This window comes from Veillonella sp., assembly GCF_018364065.1.
Lineage (GTDB): Bacteria > Bacillota > Negativicutes > Veillonellales > Veillonellaceae > Veillonella_A.
In genome coordinates, this window is sequence record NZ_JAGZMO010000003.1 from 117,066 (window position 1) to 134,008 (window position 16,943).

Annotated in this window: 16 protein-coding genes; 13 read left to right on the top strand and 3 right to left on the bottom strand. The window is 43.0% G+C overall.

The window, feature by feature from the left end; translation table 11 throughout:
- Positions 1-234: 234 nt before the first annotated feature.
- Complete coding sequence (locus tag KHZ77_RS04020; RefSeq protein WP_295195963.1) at positions 235-1,047, top strand: class III extradiol ring-cleavage dioxygenase; 813 nt, start codon at positions 235-237, stop codon at positions 1,045-1,047.
- 178 nt (positions 1,048-1,225) lie between these two features.
- On the opposite strand, the gene KHZ77_RS04025 is transcribed toward KHZ77_RS04020, so the two are convergent.
- Positions 1,226-2,206: an AEC family transporter gene (locus tag KHZ77_RS04025; RefSeq protein ID WP_295195965.1), complete on the bottom strand. Its 981-nt coding sequence runs from the start codon at positions 2,204-2,206 to the stop codon at positions 1,226-1,228.
- Positions 2,207-2,797: 591 nt separating this feature from the next.
- Between KHZ77_RS04025 and modA the strand changes: the two genes are divergently transcribed.
- The 3 genes from modA to KHZ77_RS04040 all read left to right on the top strand — a co-directional run bounded on the left by modA (position 2,798) and on the right by KHZ77_RS04040 (position 5,084).
- On the top strand, positions 2,798-3,613 hold the full coding sequence (gene modA / locus KHZ77_RS04030) for a molybdate ABC transporter substrate-binding protein (protein WP_295195967.1): 816 nt from the start codon (positions 2,798-2,800) through the stop codon (positions 3,611-3,613).
- A gap of 99 nt (positions 3,614-3,712) precedes the next feature.
- Entirely contained in the window at positions 3,713-4,375 is a 663-nt protein-coding gene (gene modB, locus KHZ77_RS04035; protein ID WP_295195969.1) for a molybdate ABC transporter permease subunit, read from the top strand.
- An 85-nt stretch (positions 4,376-4,460) separates the two neighbouring features.
- A complete protein-coding gene (locus KHZ77_RS04040) occupies positions 4,461-5,084 on the top strand; it encodes an ATP-binding cassette domain-containing protein (protein ID WP_295195971.1) in 624 nt (207 codons plus the stop codon).
- A gap of 403 nt (positions 5,085-5,487) precedes the next feature.
- On the opposite strand, the gene rbr is transcribed toward KHZ77_RS04040, so the two are convergent.
- Entirely contained in the window at positions 5,488-6,036 is a 549-nt protein-coding gene (gene rbr / locus KHZ77_RS04045) for a rubrerythrin (protein WP_295195973.1), read from the bottom strand.
- Between the two features lie 620 nt (positions 6,037-6,656).
- Between rbr and KHZ77_RS04050 the strand changes: the two genes are divergently transcribed.
- From KHZ77_RS04050 to KHZ77_RS04070, 5 genes are all read left to right on the top strand, one after another.
- On the top strand, positions 6,657-6,869 hold the full coding sequence (locus KHZ77_RS04050; protein WP_295195975.1) for a DUF951 domain-containing protein: 213 nt from the start codon (positions 6,657-6,659) through the stop codon (positions 6,867-6,869).
- A gap of 44 nt (positions 6,870-6,913) precedes the next feature.
- On the top strand, positions 6,914-7,972 hold the full coding sequence (selD, locus tag KHZ77_RS04055; RefSeq protein ID WP_295195976.1) for a selenide, water dikinase SelD: 1,059 nt from the start codon (positions 6,914-6,916) through the stop codon (positions 7,970-7,972).
- Positions 7,962-8,663: a sulfurtransferase-like selenium metabolism protein YedF gene (gene yedF, locus KHZ77_RS04060; protein ID WP_295195978.1), complete on the top strand. Its 702-nt coding sequence runs from the start codon at positions 7,962-7,964 to the stop codon at positions 8,661-8,663. Before selD ends, yedF begins: the two co-directional genes overlap by 11 nt.
- A gap of 34 nt (positions 8,664-8,697) precedes the next feature.
- Positions 8,698-9,105, top strand: coding sequence for a DUF3343 domain-containing protein (locus tag KHZ77_RS04065; RefSeq protein ID WP_295195979.1), 408 nt, complete (start codon positions 8,698-8,700; stop codon positions 9,103-9,105).
- A 264-nt stretch (positions 9,106-9,369) separates the two neighbouring features.
- On the top strand, positions 9,370-9,909 hold the full coding sequence (locus tag KHZ77_RS04070; protein ID WP_295195981.1) for a flavin reductase: 540 nt from the start codon (positions 9,370-9,372) through the stop codon (positions 9,907-9,909).
- A 336-nt stretch (positions 9,910-10,245) separates the two neighbouring features.
- On the opposite strand, the gene KHZ77_RS04075 is transcribed toward KHZ77_RS04070, so the two are convergent.
- Positions 10,246-11,076 (bottom strand): biosynthetic peptidoglycan transglycosylase, encoded by an 831-nt coding sequence (locus KHZ77_RS04075; RefSeq protein ID WP_295195983.1) that lies wholly within the window; start codon positions 11,074-11,076, stop codon positions 10,246-10,248.
- A gap of 297 nt (positions 11,077-11,373) precedes the next feature.
- On the opposite strand from KHZ77_RS04075, the gene KHZ77_RS04080 reads away from it, so the two are divergent.
- The 4 genes from KHZ77_RS04080 (at position 11,374) to potE (ending at position 16,889) form a co-directional block, all read left to right on the top strand.
- Positions 11,374-12,600: an argininosuccinate synthase gene (locus tag KHZ77_RS04080; RefSeq protein ID WP_295195985.1), complete on the top strand. Its 1,227-nt coding sequence runs from the start codon at positions 11,374-11,376 to the stop codon at positions 12,598-12,600.
- Positions 12,601-14,031, top strand: a complete 1,431-nt coding sequence (argH, locus tag KHZ77_RS04085; protein WP_295195987.1) for an argininosuccinate lyase — start codon at positions 12,601-12,603, stop codon at positions 14,029-14,031.
- A 151-nt stretch (positions 14,032-14,182) separates the two neighbouring features.
- Positions 14,183-14,776, top strand: a complete 594-nt coding sequence (locus KHZ77_RS04090) for a hydrolase (RefSeq protein WP_295195988.1) — start codon at positions 14,183-14,185, stop codon at positions 14,774-14,776.
- Positions 14,777-15,566: 790 nt separating this feature from the next.
- Complete coding sequence (gene potE / locus KHZ77_RS04095) at positions 15,567-16,889, top strand: putrescine-ornithine antiporter (RefSeq protein WP_295195990.1); 1,323 nt, start codon at positions 15,567-15,569, stop codon at positions 16,887-16,889.
- Positions 16,890-16,943: the final 54 nt, after the last annotated feature.

Sequence of the window (16,943 nt, forward strand, 5' to 3'; positions counted from 1 at the left end):
ATATCGATATATTGAGTTGCGTATCCTGTAGAAGTGTGATATTATTAAGTTGTAATAAAAATAGTTACAAGAAAAACAAAGAAATGGATAGTAAAGCAGTTATTAATGTAATAGTGATAAGTCCTGAGATTGTGAATATAAACGCAATAATGATAGGTCTTGTGGGACTGAACGCAATAATTGCAAATAGAGAAATTTGCTAAGAATATACATTTCAAAAGGAGATGCATCAGTATGAGTGTACAAGAAAAAATGCCGGTTCTTTTTATCGGTCACGGCTCACCAATGAATTTAATTGAAGATAATCCATGGACTAAAGAATGGGAACGTATGGAAAAAATGGTGCCTAAACCAAAGGCAATCTTAATGATTTCTGCACATTGGTTCGCTAAAACCACGGCGCTTCAGAGCGATGAAAATCCGGCCATGATTTACGATATGTACGGATTCCCGGATCCAATTTACGAATTAAAATATCCTGCGTCTACATCCAAGGAATTAATTGGCCGTGTGCAGGAACTGTTAGGCGATAAAGTTGTGTTACAAGGAGACCGCGGTTACGATCATGGCGCCTATGCACCGCTTTTAAAAATGTATCCGGAAGCGACGATTCCGGTAGTGCAATTGTCGGTTAACTATAAATTGAACGCCCGCGAATGGTTTGAAATCGGCCAGCTATTGAGCCCGCTTCGTGAAGAAGGTGTGCTCATTATGGGCAGCGGCGACATTGTACATAACTTGCGACTCATCAATCCAAGCATGGGCAATACGCCATTACCTGAAGCGGAAGCTTTTGAAGAAACGTTACTTAGAAAAATAGATCCGGCGCAGGAAAATGATTTGAAAGGTGCTCTTAATTGGGAATCCTTACCGGGCGCTCGCGTAGCGGCTGAACATCCGGATCATTTAGCTCCATTGTTCTATTGCTTAGGCGCTGTTCTCGGCCAAGGCAATGTAGATGAATTACAATTGCAGCCATATGGCATCGGTGCTCATGATTACGTATGGGGCAGCTTGAGCATGACCAGCTTGAGTTGGGGTCTATAATCTTGTAAATACATATATAACTGGCTGATGGTTTTAGTAATTAAAACCTAATAGCCAACAAAGCTTTGGAACTCTAAAATCATGATAGTTATTAAAAACCAATAATAAGATTGTAAAAATAAAGCGGTTCGAAACGTGGTTTCGAGCCGCTTTTTCTGTATAATTCGCTAGGTTTATTTTACATAATCGGATAGATGTAGAAGGCGTACATAATTGCCAGAGGCAAGGTTATGGCTGACAGCACCGTGGTAGCCATTACGATTTGTGTAGCCAGCTCTGCATTATTCTTCATTTCAAAGGCAATAAGCGCTGTATTTACAGCAGCCGGTACGCTGTAAGTAATAATGATAGCCTGAGCGGCAATCGGATTCACAGGGCCGTAGAAAAGGATGAATAACAACATAATGGCAGAGCTCAAAATAGGGCCGCCGATCAGACGAAGCGCCGATGCGATAAGAACGTCTTTTTTGAAGAAGTTATATGGCGTACGGCTGATTTGCACGCCCAAGGTAATCATGGCCATGCCGACGAAAGCGCTGGCGAAGATGTTGAGCGGAGACCATACAATCAAAGTTGTCAGATCGTAAGGAATCAGGCGAGCCAAGAGGGCTGCCGGTGCCACGTAAACGAGCGGCATATGGAACACGAGGCTCAGGGCGTCGCGGCGTGTTAACATACCGCTGCCGGCCTGATAGAATCCGAGGGTGTTACAGAAAATCGTCTGAATAATAAAGGTGGCGATTACTGCAACGATGCCTGTATCAAGGTACGGCGTTTTGCCGTCTACGATGTAAGGCATATTGGAAAATACGAAGGTTGCGATGGCAACACCGATGTTACCGCCGTTGTTGAACATGGTGGAGTTTTTTATAATCTGCGTTTTTCGATTGTCATAGCCCATAAACTTTGACACAGCCCAGGCTAAGACGCCGTTCGACATGAGAATAACGAAAGCACCTAGGGCAATTTCAATGCTCTCATGATTTAAGTGGGCCGTATAAAGTGAACGGAATACATAGGCAGGGAGGAGAATGTAAAAGTTCAACTTGCTTAGCGAACGTAAGTCCAAGTTGAATTTTTTATCTAAAACGAAGCCTACCACCACTAAAATAAGAATTGGGATGATACTGGTCCAGAAAATGTGAAGGAATAAAGTCACCTGTATAGCCTCCTTTTTACTAGCCCCGGTATTTGCCGGAATCAGGAATACTATGAATGCGTAGTTATAAAATGCCTATGAAGCTTCACAAAATCGTTTATAAAGCTGATACGAATCAAGTTGAAAGTATCGCGCGAAAGGTATGATAAAACTGCGTAACGTAAAGAATAATATAAAGCGTTGAAATATTATTATAAACTGATAAAGTTGTTTATAACATAAAAAAACACATAAAAAAAGGATGCTCCTTATGGTCAATGCCTCTCGGGGTTCCTCTCTATTACTATACAGAAATAGTCTCAAGTTGACAATGACTGAAAATGAAAAATGGCTGTTTTTGCCTGTCATATGCAAAACTTTCAACGAAGTGCAGCATTGACTATAATCATTGATTATAATAGAAACAGAAAATATTTTATATATTACTGCGACCTTTTATTCAGGGGCCAAGGCAATCTATTTTTGTTTCCCTTACTTTTTGAAAAAAGTTTCGCTATAATGGATAGTAGAGTTAGTTATGAATCTGATTATCAGAGTAAAGTGACTAAAATGAGTGAGCAGGGTATAGGTTTTGAGTAAAGGAGACGACGAATGAAATTTAAAAGTATGTATAAGGTATTGACGATAGCTGTATTGGGGGCGGCGCTGTTAGTAGCAGCCGGTTGCGGAAGCAGTACACAGACCGGCGGCAATACGATTGATAAGTCGCAAAAGATCACCGTGTCTGCAGCAGCAAGTTTGCAGGCGGCTATGACAGAGTTGAAAACTAATTTCATTAAAGAACATAATATGGATGAATCGCAAATTGCCATTAACTTCGGCGGTTCCGGCACATTGCGCCAACAGATTGAAAGCGGCGCACCGGCCAGCATTTTCGTATCAGCAGACGAAAAAAATATGAAAATGCTCCAGGATAAGCAGTTAGTGGATAATGTAAAACCGCTCACAGCCAACTCATTGGTACTTATCATGCAAAAGGATAAAACACCTGTAAAAATCGATCAGCTGGGCAGCGTTAATCGATTGGCAATCGGTACGGTAGAAACTGTTCCGGCCGGCAAATATGCCAAAGAAACATTGACGGCCCTTAATTTGTGGAATCAGGTAGAGCCGAACATCGTTTATGCAAAAGACGTTAAGGCTGTGGCAGCCTATGTAGCGGAAGGGTCTGCAGAAGCAGGCTTCGTGTATAAGACAGATGCGCTCGATTTGAAAGAAAAAGTACAAATCACTGATACGGCACCGGCCAATTCACATACGCCAATTTTGTATCCAATCGGCATCGTTACAAAATATGACAGCCCATTGGCACAAGAGTTTTACAAGTATTTAACCAGTGAAGAAGCACAGAAAGTGTTGGAAAAATACGGCTTTGCGCCTGTATCGGAAGCAACGCAGGCTAAATAAGATCGTTATAGGAAGCTACTAAGCCATATTATCTTGGTTAGTCGACCTTAGCGATTATGTATTAAATATTCAAGTTAATTCACTGTATAGGAGGTAAGCATGAGTCCGTTATGGCTATCGATTGAAGTGGCGTCGATTGCCCTCGTAAATATCGTCATTGTAGGGCTCTGTTTGTCCTATGTTTTGAAGCGATACAATTTTAAAGGCAAGGCATTAATTGATTCCATTGTTACCTTGCCTTTGGTTCTGCCACCCGTTGTGGTGGGCTTTGCGCTGTTGGTCGTATTCACACCCGGCAATGCTTTTGGCGCTTGGCTGGAAGCACATGGCCTTGGCGTAGTTTTTTCAAAAGCCGGCGCTGTATTGGCCTCGTCTATTATCGGATTCCCTTTGTTTTATCAAACGGTTCGAGCCGCTCTTGGATCCGTAGATGCCACCATGGAAGATGTGGCGCGCACCTTGGGGGCTTCCGAACTTCGCATCTTTTTTACCATATCCATTCCTTTGGCTTGGAAAGGCATTTTAACCGGAGCCATACTGGCCTTTAGTCGTGCCCTTGGTGAATTCGGTGCTACCATCTTAATTGCCGGGAACATTCCGGGCCTCACGCGCACCATGCCGTTGGCCATTTATTCGTTGGTCGAGTTCGGTGACTACAGCGGTGCCTTTGAACTGGTTGGCTACATTTGCGCGTTAACTTTGGGGCTCCTGTGGTTCGTTCATTTTATAACCAAAGGTACGCTCTTCGGAAATAGAGAGTAATGCGGTTAGGTAGTTCACAAGTAAGAGCGACGTATCGCAGAAATTACCGCAATGGCAAACTTGATTCAACAGATAGGAGAACGAAGTGCTTACATTTGATATTACGGTGGAACGGTCCAATCTGACTGTAACGGCCGAGGGGACGCTCAATGAGGGCATTACGGCGCTAACGGGTGCATCGGGAAGCGGCAAGTCCACCATTATAAAAAGCCTGGCCGGGTTATTGAAACCGCAAGCCGGGCGCATAGTAAAAGACGATGAAGTTTGGTTCGATAGTGAAAAGAAGTTATTTTTGGCACCGCAGAAGCGCTTTGTAGGTTACATGCCGCAGGGGAACATCGTGTTTCCCCACATGAGCGTGGTGCACAATATTACATACAGCAAGCGCGGCGATGAAGCTTTATTGGAGCGAATCTTAACTCGACTGCAGCTGACGCGTTATGCGAAGACGAAAGCAGGCCGTCTGTCAGGAGGCGAACAACAACGTGTGGCGCTGGGACGGGCCTTATACGCTAAACCGGTCGTACTGTTGCTGGACGAACCGCTGTCAGCGCTGGATTGGGATTTACGAAGCAACGTACGCGATGATTTAGTGCAGATCATTGAAGAATGGAAAATCCTTTGCCTGTGGGTTACTCACGACAAAGACGAGGCGGAAGCCGTGGGGCGGACGCGATGGCGCTGTGAGGAAGGGTTGTTGAAAGTCTAGAGTCAGCGTTATTGAGGACTATAGGATTAGGCTTATAGGACAAAAAGGTTATAGACAAAGAATTATAGACAAAAGAGTTATAAAAGAGCTATAGGACAAAACGAAAAGCCCGTCGGACGTATCCGACGGGCTTCTTTGTACTTTGTTTTTAAAAACCACCTGGTTTTGATTATAAAACGCCACTTGGCGAAAGTACCGTTGCACCTTGCAATGTTTGATAAATTCACACTTGTTTGAATTGTTTCAGGGACTAAACTTTTAGTTTGAAATTAAGTCACTTGGCATTGATTGATAGAACTAAACTTTTAGCTTATGTTGAGTCACTTGACGAAAAAGATAAGACTAAACTTTTAGTTCTTAGAAAATGTCACCTGACTATACATATCCGGATTTCCGGTATTAATTATAATGTAGTACCTGTGTATTCATGGAAGAATGCTTGTGGATGAGCACATACAGGGCAAAGCTGAGGAGCTTCAGTACCTACATGGATGTGACCGCAGTTAGCGCAGATCCAAGCAACAGGTTTTTCGCGTTTGAATACGCGGCCTTCTTTTACAAAGTTTACAAGATCTAAATAACGTTCTTCGTGACGAGCTTCGATTTTGCCCACTTGTTCAAATAAATAAGCAATCTTAGTGAAACCTTCTTCTTTTGCTACTTTAGCAAATTCAGGGTACATTTCAGTGTGTTCGTAGTTTTCGCCTGCTGCAGCATCTTGGAGGTTAACAACTACGTCGGAGCTAACTTCGCCACCGTGTAATAATTTGAACCAAACTTTAGCATGAGCGCTTTCGTTGATAGCAGTTTCTTCAAAATAATCAGCAATTTTGTTTAAACCAGCTTTACGAGCAGCACCTGCGTAGTAAGTGTATTTGCGGTTGGCTTGAGATTCGCCGGCAAATGCAGCCTGTAAGTTTTGTTCTGTTTTAGTACCTTTTAATTCTGACATTGAAATCGCACTCCTTTTCGTATGCCCACCGGGGCATTGCAATTTAGATGAACTTACATTCAAATTGTAAATATAAACTTTTAAAACAGCTTACTTAAACACTCGTTAAGTAATAACAATTCAAACTAATGAATAATCATTGTTGATTACATTATAAGCTATGAAATTGAGAAAATCAAGGGTAGATTTTAAAAAAGTCCTAAAAAATTCTATTTGATAATTCTTATCAATGGCTCTGTTGACGCACTTTTGGAGCCAAGAAAACTCGCGTGTATTGTGGGAGTTTCTAAAAGTATAAATGAGAATGAAAGTCGTTATTATATAAAATGAAATGAGAATTGATAGAGAATGGATACAATTTAAGGATAAAATCCATGTTTAATCGGTTGTAAAGGAACTGTTCGTCTTGCTTTGTAAGTATATAGATTTTACAGATAACTGACGAAGCATATCACCGGGACTTGGCATTAATGGTATAATAAAAGATAACAGATTACGATATGACACAACTGCTAAGTAGCATGACATGCGGTCGCCGGGTAACATGTAAAAGGGTTACGGCTAAGGTTACGATGCAACAGAAATACAGATACTATTGGCATATAGAAAGGAAAATACCTATGGCATTTGTTAGATATTATGTAGGCGATGTGGTTAAAATGAAGAAGGCGCACCCGTGCGGCAGCGATGAGTGGGAAGTGCGTCGCATTGGAGTGGATTTTAATATTGCCTGTAAAGGTTGTGGTCATCAGGTGATGATTCCACGCCCAAAATTTGAAAAGGCTGTTAAAAAATTGGTCTCCCGTCTGCCTGAAAACGAAGAAAAGCAATAGAAGAGAAGTAATTAAAAAAGAATTATTTTAAAGGATACAAGTGAATGAATCATACAAATTCACAAATTAAATCACAAATTAAATTAACAAAATATGCAGCCAAAGGAGGCTGCGCCTGTAAATTAGGGCCTCATCTCTTAGAAGAGGCCCTTAGAAACGTTGCATTCCCTACAAACGAAAATGTGCTTGTAGATATGAGCGGCGCTGACGATGCCGGCGTGTATCGACTCAATGATACGTTGAGCTTGGTACAGACGACGGATTTTTTTATGCCCGTCGTAGACGATCCGTTTTTGTTTGGTAAAATTGCGGCGACCAATAGCTTGAGCGATGTGTATGCCATGGGTGGCACGCCGCTGACAGCGATGAACCTGGTGGCATTTCCTGTGCCTTTAGTGGAGCAGGGCGTATTGGCCGATGTGATGCGCGGAGCCAATGAGGCATTGCGTGATGCGGGCGTGGTGACGCTGGGCGGTCATAGCATTGAAAATGAGGCGCCTATTTTCGGCCTGGCTGTGACGGGAACCGTTGAAACAGACAGAATTTGGCGTAACAAAGGGGTGCAACCGGGGGATGCGCTCATTTTGACGAAGCCTTTGGGGACAGGTGTTATGACAACAGCTCTAAAAGGCGGGCTCTTTGAAATTGGCGTGCAGGAAGCGGTGCAATCCATGTGTACCCTAAATCGTCAGGCAGCGGAAGTGGCGAAAAAATTTACCGTTCACAGTTGTACAGATGTAACAGGGTTCAGTTTAATGGGCCATGGCAGGGAAATGGCAAAGGGCAGCGAGGTGTCGTTGGTAATCGAAACAGAGAAATTACCGCTGTTTTCTGATGTAATGGAAGCGGCATCAATGGGGTTAGTGCCGGCCGCTACGTACGGCAATCGCCAAGCTATAGAGGATATATATTTTGAAACGACCTTAGGGGACGTGTGGCAGGATATTTGCTTTGATCCGCAAACCTCAGGGGGATTATTGTTTGCGGTGCCGATGGAAGAACGCGAAGCATTCTTGGAAGCGCTGATCCATGCAGGCGTGCAAACTGCGGCATATATAGGATATGTTAAAGAAAAAGGAGAGAACCCGATTTATGTTAAATAAAGAAGAAGCAAAGACCACAAACGGTCATGTATATGAAGTATTAGGCGATGGTACCATTTTGGTTGATGTGCGCGGCAGCTTGTGCCCTATTCCGGTGATTGAAACAAAAGTCGCTTTGGAGGCGGAGCCGGAGGCAACCATTGTAACTATCGTGGACAATGAAGTGAGCCGGGACAATGTGGTGAAATTCGGTCAATCCCGAGGACGTGAAACAGAGGTTCTCACAAAGGGTGAGTCGTTTTATATTACCCTTACAGGGAAGCCGCCTGTAACCGGTGAGGCGATTAAAGTGCAAGCTACTGCAACTCAGGTAACTACTCCGGCGTTTTCTGCCGATGCTAACAGTGCATCTAATTACGGCAATAAGGTCCTGCTGGTGACTAAGGATTATTTGGGCGAAGGCAGTGAAGAGTTGGGCCGTACATTGATGAAGACGTTCTGGTATTGTATGACGGAAGCGCCTGTTAAACCGAAGAAAATTTTCTTTATTAACAGCGGCGTGAAGATGGTGTGCGAAGGATCGGCACACTTGGAGCACTTGGCGGCGTTAGTTGAAGCCGGCGTTGAAGTGGGCGCATGCGGAATTTGCTTGGACTATTATGGTATTAAAGATGCTGTGAAAGTGGGTACAATTACCAATCTTTACGCGATTACCGATGCTATGATGACGGAATCTATGGTTACGTTATAGAGCCGTTTCCTGGTGAAAAAGAGGACATATTATCTTGGATATACTCATATTATTTACTGATTATTACTTCGCCACGAAGGCGGAAGAGGCATTGCAAACTGCAGGCATTAAGGTAAATTTAATTCCTACACCGCTTGTGTTGAAGAATACATGCGGACTTTGTATTCTGATAAAACCTGAGTCAGCCTTTGGGAAATCGAACGTAGAGGTAGATTTTACCGGCGATGGGGCGAACGTAGAGACAGAGTTTATCGGTGATAAGGTGAACGTAGAAGCAGATTTCACCGGTGATAAGGCAAACGTAGCAGCCGATTTTTCCTGTCAGGGCAATGCTGAAATAGCACATAAAATACTTCAGATTCTGAAGCGCGCAAGTATCTCTCATTCCGGGTTTTACGAGTACAATCGAAAAGCTAAAGAATGTAGGAAGATAAAAATATAAAAGGCTTAAAGGTATAAAGATATATAAGCATAGAAGCATACATGTATTGAAGGGTATGACGGCTTAAAACGTATAAAAGACTAAATTATAAATTTATAAAAAATAAGGCAACCTCATATTGAAATATTTACATATCTAGAAAACATGATATAATAAAGCCACGGGTTATAATAACCGATATTGTTATGATCCATAAAGAACGTATCAAGAAATTAGCCATCATGAGCGGATAGATTTGTCCGGATGTAAATTGGAGGTTATGTCATGCAGGATTACGAAAAGAAAGATTATCAAGTATTTGATTTGTTTAAAAACCAGTGGGCGCTTGTTTCAGCGGGCACATTGGACAATTATAATGCGTGTACTGTAAGCTGGGGCAGTTTCGGTACTTTGTGGACTCGCCCGGGGAAAGATGGACAGGTTGTAACTGTTTATCTTCATCCGGCTCGCTATACGCAACAGTTTTTCGCTGAAAAAGATACATTTACAGTAAGTTTCTTCCCTCAACAATATAAACGCGCGTTGGGCTATATGGGTTCGCATACGGGCCGCAATGAAGACAAGGCCGCTAACGCCGGTTTGACGCCTGTCGAAAAGAACGGCAGTGTAGGCTTTAAAGAAGCAACGCTTACCTTTACTTGTCGTAAAGTATATGCGCATCAATTTGCTAAAGAAGGCATTGCGCAGGAAGTGCAGGACTATTATAAATCCTTCCCGGAAGCATACCCTGTTGACGAAAATGGCGAATGGCAGCCTCATTGGATATTCGTAGGCGATATTATCGCTGTGGAAGATAATCGTTAAAAGCAACTGAAAAAGAAATCGTTAAGTTAAATTGTATCGGTAAAAGCAATAGCTAAAGGATATAGTTTTTTGTTAAGAATTACAGTAGCATAAAAAATCGTATAAAAGAATTACAAGAGTATAACAACATAATAATCCATAATAATCCATAATAAAAAACAGGGACGTTCTTTGAACGTCCCTGTTTTTGCTATTGAACTACCATCAAGCACACATAAGCCTGACTACTCATTCGTTTTATTATTCTATTATTCTAGCATTCTATTATTTATTTTAATTATTTATTCTATGACTACTTTATGACTATGCTGTGACTACTCTGTGATTACTCAGTGCCTATTCGATGGTTCCGCCTCGTTCGTTTTTATCAATGTCCACGTCGGTAAGCGGTTTCGTCAAATGTAAGTCGCTGTAGTAGGCTTTGTCGGCTTCGGATGGGGTAATGATGTTCTGCTGTGCCATCAGGTTCAGCACGGTGCGCTGACGCGCTTTAGCCGCCTTGTAGTTAGTCAATGGATTATAATAAGTCGGTGCTTGCGGCATGCCTGCCATTAAGGCCGACTGCCCGAGGGTGAGATCCGCCGGAGCAGTGTCGAAATATCCTTCGCTGGCCTGTTTAATACCGTAATAATTATTTCCGTAGTAAATGGTGTTCAGGTACATGGCGAGGATTTCATCCTTCGTGTAATAATATTCCATTAAATAGGCTAAAATCACTTCTTCTACTTTTCGCGACATAATGCGTTTCGAAGAGAGGAAGAGGTTTTTTACCAGTTGTTGAGTGATGGTGCTGCCCCCTTCTAAGGTTTCACCGGCGGTTACGTTGGTGTAGAAGGCGCGGGCAATGCCGAAAGCATCAATGGCTCCGTGTTCGTAATAGCGTTTATCTTCTGTGGCGACCAAGGCCTTTTTTAAATCTTCGCTGATGGCGTCTCCTTTTACGCGCTGGCTTGGAGGCACACGTTTATCCAAGGCTTGTTCAACAGCCTCTTGGAAATGAAATAAACGATATATGCGGTCGGTACGAGTCAGTTGATCTTCCGATGATTCGATTTGTTGTTCTTTGGTGGTCTGAGGGCCCCTTACCGGTTCCGTTTCACTCGGCGTATACCCGGCGAACCAATAGAGTCCGACGGCTAAGACGGCAAACAAAACCAGGAGCTTCATGCACCATATAAAAAATTTTTTCATGGCTCTATCATATCATTAAGGCCGAAAATAATATAGTGCTTTCAGCGGCGGTTAGGCGATTAGCATATATTTTTAAGGCACGAAAAATAAAAATACAAAAAAGTGCGTATAAATTTACAAAAAGACTTGCATTAATATTCACAGGTGTGTATAATGTGGTTTATAAATTTTAAAAACAGACGATTGGTCCTTACAAATCCGGGATGAAACAGAGGATGGGACCAAGTAGCGTTTTACATTGAGAGTAAGATTGAGATTAAGAGGTGCGTAACAATGAGTGAAGTTAAAAAGAGCGAGATTAAAAAAGTAGTGTTGGCCTATTCCGGCGGTTTGGATACATCGGTTATTATTCCTTGGTTAAAAGAAAATTACGGCTGCGAAGTTATCGCCGTATGCTGTAACTTGGGTCAGCCGGAAGATTATGCGGCTGTAGAAAAGAAAGCCATCAAATCCGGTGCTACAAAAGCCTACATTTTAGACGTGCAGGAAGAATTTGTTGCGGAATACATTTGGCCAACTGTAAAAGCCGGCGCTGTGTATGAAGGTAAATATTTATTAGGTACGTCCTTTGCCCGTCCTCTAATTGCGAAGAAGTTGGTAGAAGTAGCACAATCCGAAGGGGCTGACGCCATTGCTCACGGTGCTACCGGCAAGGGCAATGATCAAGTGCGTTTCGAATTAACCATCAAAGCATTGGCACCAAATACGAAAATTATTGCACCATGGCGTGAATGGGAATTGAAATCCCGTGAAGACTGCATGGAATATGCGGCAAAACACGACATTCCTGTAGTGGCTACAAAATCTCATCCATACAGCATGGACCAGAACGTATGGCATTTGTCTCATGAAGGCGGCGATTTGGAAAACCCAATCAACGCACCGAAAGACGATGTGCTTTTAGTTAGCAAATCCCCAATGGATGCACCGGATCAGGTAACCGAAGTGTCCATCGAATTTGCGGAAGGTGTACCGGTAAAAGTGAACGGTCAGGCAGGTACGCCATTGGCTTTATTACAGAAACTGAACGAATTGGGCGCAGCTAACGGTATCGGTATCGTAGATATTGTAGAAAACCGTTTAGTAGGCATGAAATCCCGTGGCATTTACGAAAATCCGGGCGGCGCAATTATCATGTACGCTCACAGAGAGCTTGAATATCTCTGCTTAGACCGCGCTACTTACCACTACAAGGAAATGGTGGCTAATAAATATGCAGAGCTCGTGTACGACGGCATGTGGTTCGCACCACTTCGTCTGGCATTGCAGGCATTTGTAGATGAAACACAGAAAACCGTAACAGGTACTGTTAACTTAAAACTATATAAGGGCAACATTATCAGTGCCGGTTCCGAGTCTCCATACTCCTTATATAGTCAGGAATTCGTAACATTTGAAGAAGACGACGTATACAATCAGAAAGATGCAGAAGGCTTCATCAACTTGTTCGGATTGCCACTCAAAATTAATGCATTGATGAAAGAAAAGGCAGGTAAATAAATGGCTAAACTTTGGGGCGGCCGTTTTACAAAGGGTACAGATAAGGCGGTAGAAGACTTTACGTCTTCTATCGCTTTTGACGCCCGTATGTATGCGGAAGATATTGCAGGCAGCAAGGCTCACGCGAGCATGTTGGCGAAACAGGGAATCATTTCCAAGGAAGACGGACAGACGATTGTAGCCGGTCTGGACAACATAAAACAGCAAATTGAAAACGGCGAATTCGAGTTCTCCGTGGCGCTGGAAGATATTCATATGAATATTGAAAAACGCCTTACCGACGCTATCGGTGACGCGGGTGGACGCCTTCATACGGGCCGTAGCCGTAATGATCAGTGCGCTGTGGACCTTCACATGTACGTGCGTAAAGCGGTAGTACAAATGGGCGAATTGTTGGTGGACATGCAGAAGGCGCTCATTGAAACGGCGGAAAAATACAGCGACGTTATTATGCCGGGCTACACCCATTTACAGCGGGCGCAGCCTGTACTATTTGCTCATCACTTGATGGCGTACTGCTCCATGTTCCAACGCGATTTTGACCGTTTGGGCCTCATTTTTAAATACGCTGACGTGATGCCTTTGGGGGCCGGTGCGCTGGCAGGTACAACCTATCCGATTGACCAATCCTACACACAGGAGCTGTTAGGCTTCAGTAAAATCTACGAAAACAGCATGGACGCTGTAAGTGACCGGGATTATATTTTGGAATTCCTGCACTTCGGCTCCATGGTGATGATGCATCTAAGTCGTATGAGTGAAGAGCTAATTCTCTGGTCCAGCACGGAATTCGGTTTCATTGAATTGGACGATGCGCATTGCACCGGTTCCAGTATCATGCCGCAGAAGAAGAATCCTGACGTTTGCGAATTGGTGCGCGGTAAAACAGGCCGTATTTACGGTCACTTATTAGGCCTTCTGACAACCTTGAAAGGCTTGCCACTCACATACAATAAAGACTTGCAGGAAGACAAGGAAGGTATTTTCGATACGATTGATACATTGCACTTTGCCTTGCAAATTACGGCGGCCATGATTCGTCAGATGAAGGTGAACGGCCAGCGCATGCACGATGTATTGGCTAACGACTTCTCCAACGCCACCGATATGGCGGATTACTTGGCGAAGAAGGGCGTGACCTTCAGAGAGGCACACGCGATCGTGGGACAGGCCGTACAGCATTGCATTCAGAATCATTGCGTATTGCTTGACCTGACCTTGGAAAACTTTAAAAAGATTTCTCCTGTGTTCGAAGCGGACATTTTAGATGCTATTACGATTGAAGCCTGTGTGAACGGCCGTAAAAACTACTCCGGTACAGCACCGGAATGCGTAGCCCGTCAGCGCAAAGTGGGCCGTGCCATCGTTGATGCGGAAGAAGCACAGATTGCTCAGTGGCAGTCTATTAACAGCAAAGTGGACGCTTTGTAAAATTGGGTCTGCACGTTGAATGACGTAAGGTGTATAATACGTTTATAGTCGTAAAAATTACCGACATTAGCCATTATGTCACCTGGTCATCTGAACTTAGGTGCACATAAGTTGTTGCAAAGGCGTACGTAGAGATTTAGGGGGAATTAACATGCATGAACCGACATTGACTCGCGAAGAAGCGATTGCATTATTGAAAGAATATAATAAAGAACCATTCCATTTACAGCATGCGTTTACAGTAGAAGCGGTTATGGAGTGGTATGCCAAAGAGTTGGGCTTTGAAGACGAAGTTCCGTATTGGGGCATGGTGGGTTTGCTTCACGATTTGGACTTTGAAAAATATCCTGAAGAGCACTGTGTTAAAGCGCAGGAACTGCTTAAAAATGCAGGTGTTGGCGATGATATGATCTACTCTATCTGCTGCCATGGTTATGGTATGCGCATCGATTGGGAACCGAAAGAATTGATGGAAAAGGTTCTATACGCTGCTGATGAATTGACAGGCCTTATCGGGGCTGCTGCGTTGATGCGTCCTTCTAAATCCACCAAGGATATGGAATTGAAGAGTCTTAAGAAAAAATTCAAAGACAAAAAATTCGCTGCCGGCTGTTCCCGCGACGTGATTAAAGACGGCGCTGAACGCTTGGGCTGGGAATTGGATGAATTATTGACTAAAACATTACAGGCTATGCAGGAACACGAAGATCGCATTGCTGCAGAAACCGAAAAATATACGGCATAGTAGAACCTGAAAATATACAGTGTAATATATAAAACGTGTATGTAGAGACCGGCTGATGAATATCGGCCGGTTTTTTGCGTTCTTTTGACAAGAGCCTGCGAGGGCGTTGAGTTAGGTGCTTTTTGACGTACGGATATATTGAGGACGTCATGGTCAGGTGATCAATTTTGCGCTTTTTTGACATGCATGTGTCCTGAGAAAGTCGTTGTCGAGTTATCGTTTTTTTTGCTGAGGCTTTTGAAGGGGTAAAATAGGGTCATTTTGAATTCTCAGTTTTCTCACCAAAGAAAAACAAACTTATATGATTTGTTGATAAGTTGCTCCAATTATACTGCGCAAACATATAAGTTATTGAATTTCTATAGAGATTTTATAGATTTCCACATGTCTCACATATTCTCATATATGAAATGCATAACTTCGTTTGAGTTCTTCAAAATTTATTCAAATCGTGTAATTAAAATTTACTAAACTTTTACATGATAAAGTGATAAAAACTTAAAAAAGGCTTTATGGGGGCGTTTTTAGTTTCACGAACACATAGATTTTTTTTATTGTATTTTTTTGTAGACTGAATGACATTTTCTTATGAGAAAAAAGCCTTTGATTCTGCGTGTTTCCATGGTATGATGAATGCGCAAAAAGAAAAGAATTTGATACAATACATATCTTGTACAATACTACATTCGAGCACATCCCGCACGAACTGGTATTGGCAGCGGTCTCAGCAATTAGTAGTGGTGTGATTCGTCACATGGGCGCTACGCATTTATATAGGGAGGTCTGATACATGAAAAGCACCGCTAAAAAAATGTCTGTATTCCAGTTAACTACACTCGTAGCAGCCAATATGTTAGGCGCTGGAATTATAATGCTACCTACAAAACTCGCAGAAGTAGGCACAATTTCCGTTTTGTCTTGGCTGATTACAGCCGTAGGCTCCTTAATCTTAGCTCATATTTTCGCACAGTGCGGTATGTTTACTACTCGCGCCGGCGGTATGGGCGGTTATTCAGAATACACTTTTGGCAGAACCGGACATTTCATGGCAAATTACTCATATGCCATTTCACTTGTAATTGCAAATGTAGCGATTGCGATTTCCGCAGTAGGCTACACAGCTGTTTTATTTGATTGGTCCTTATCTCCGATTCAATTGAGCTTGGCAACGATCGGCTTATTATGCCTGGCAGCACTTTTGAACTTCGGCGGTAACGCACGTACCGGTAAAATCAGTAACATAACAGTTTGGGGATCCATTATCCCTGTATTGTTTGTTAGTACATTCGGTTGGTTCTGGTTTGATCCTACATTATATCAATCTGTATGGAATCCTAACCAACTACCTTTCTTCAGTGCAGTGAGTGAATCCATTACACTGACACTTTGGGCGTTTTTAGGCTTTGAATCCGCAGCGGCTAATATGGATGCTGTTGAAAACCCTAAGAAAAATGTACCAATTGCAACGTTTTTTGGCACCCTTGCCGTAGCGGTGATTTATGTATTGTCCACTAATATCATGGCGGGCATCGTACCGAACGTAGATTTATTGCATTCCACAGCGCCTTTCGGCCTCGTGTTTGCACATATGTTTAACGACACTGTAGGCCATCTCGTAATGGCTTCCATGATTATCGCATGTTGTGGTGCGATTCTCTGCTGGCAGTTCACCTTATCCCGCGTATTCAAAAGCGCAGCGGAAGAAGGTTTCTTCCCACGCGTTTTCGCTCAGGTAAACAAAGCTGATGCACCTGTACGCGGCTTGATGATCCTGTTAGTTGTACAAACTGCATTGGCCCTTATGACCACCAATGAATCCTTGGCCCATCAGTTTGAAAACCTTGTAAACTTGGCAGTTGTTACGAATGTATTCCCTTACATTCTCTGCTGCATCTCTGTTAATAAATTGTTAAAAGAAGAAAATGCGTCTCCATTCATTCGCCGCAGCATCTACGGTTTAAGCTTCTTCGCAGTGCTTTACTCCGTATACGCTATTTACGCAGCCGGCGAAGGCCCAATCATCGGCGGCACCATCGCCATCGTATTAGGCTACATCGGTTACCAGATTGTTTTCAATCTTTTACCGAAAATGGCGGAAGTACGCAATCGCTAATCAATTTGTATAGGGGCGTGGCACACTGCGTATCAGGGTGTGTAACAAAATAAT

Excerpts from the sequence above, each read along its gene's own strand:
- rbr (WP_295195973.1), bottom strand. The coding sequence starts at position 6,036 with ATGTCAGAATTAAAAGGTACTAAAACAGAACAAAACTTACAGGCTGCA.
- KHZ77_RS04090 (WP_295195988.1), top strand. The coding sequence starts at position 14,183 with ATGCATGAACCGACATTGACTCGCGAAGAAGCGATTGCATTATTGAAA.
- modA (WP_295195967.1), top strand. The coding sequence starts at position 2,798 with ATGAAATTTAAAAGTATGTATAAGGTATTGACGATAGCTGTATTGGGG.
- selD (WP_295195976.1), top strand. The coding sequence starts at position 6,914 with ATGAATCATACAAATTCACAAATTAAATCACAAATTAAATTAACAAAA.
- modB (WP_295195969.1), top strand. The coding sequence starts at position 3,713 with ATGAGTCCGTTATGGCTATCGATTGAAGTGGCGTCGATTGCCCTCGTA.
- argH (WP_295195987.1), top strand. The coding sequence starts at position 12,601 with ATGGCTAAACTTTGGGGCGGCCGTTTTACAAAGGGTACAGATAAGGCG.
- KHZ77_RS04070 (WP_295195981.1), top strand. The coding sequence starts at position 9,370 with ATGCAGGATTACGAAAAGAAAGATTATCAAGTATTTGATTTGTTTAAA.
- KHZ77_RS04050 (WP_295195975.1), top strand. The coding sequence starts at position 6,657 with ATGGCATTTGTTAGATATTATGTAGGCGATGTGGTTAAAATGAAGAAG.
- yedF (WP_295195978.1), top strand. The coding sequence starts at position 7,962 with ATGTTAAATAAAGAAGAAGCAAAGACCACAAACGGTCATGTATATGAA.
- KHZ77_RS04080 (WP_295195985.1), top strand. The coding sequence starts at position 11,374 with ATGAGTGAAGTTAAAAAGAGCGAGATTAAAAAAGTAGTGTTGGCCTAT.
- KHZ77_RS04020 (WP_295195963.1), top strand. The coding sequence starts at position 235 with ATGAGTGTACAAGAAAAAATGCCGGTTCTTTTTATCGGTCACGGCTCA.
- potE (WP_295195990.1), top strand. The coding sequence starts at position 15,567 with ATGAAAAGCACCGCTAAAAAAATGTCTGTATTCCAGTTAACTACACTC.
- KHZ77_RS04075 (WP_295195983.1), bottom strand. The coding sequence starts at position 11,076 with ATGAAGCTCCTGGTTTTGTTTGCCGTCTTAGCCGTCGGACTCTATTGG.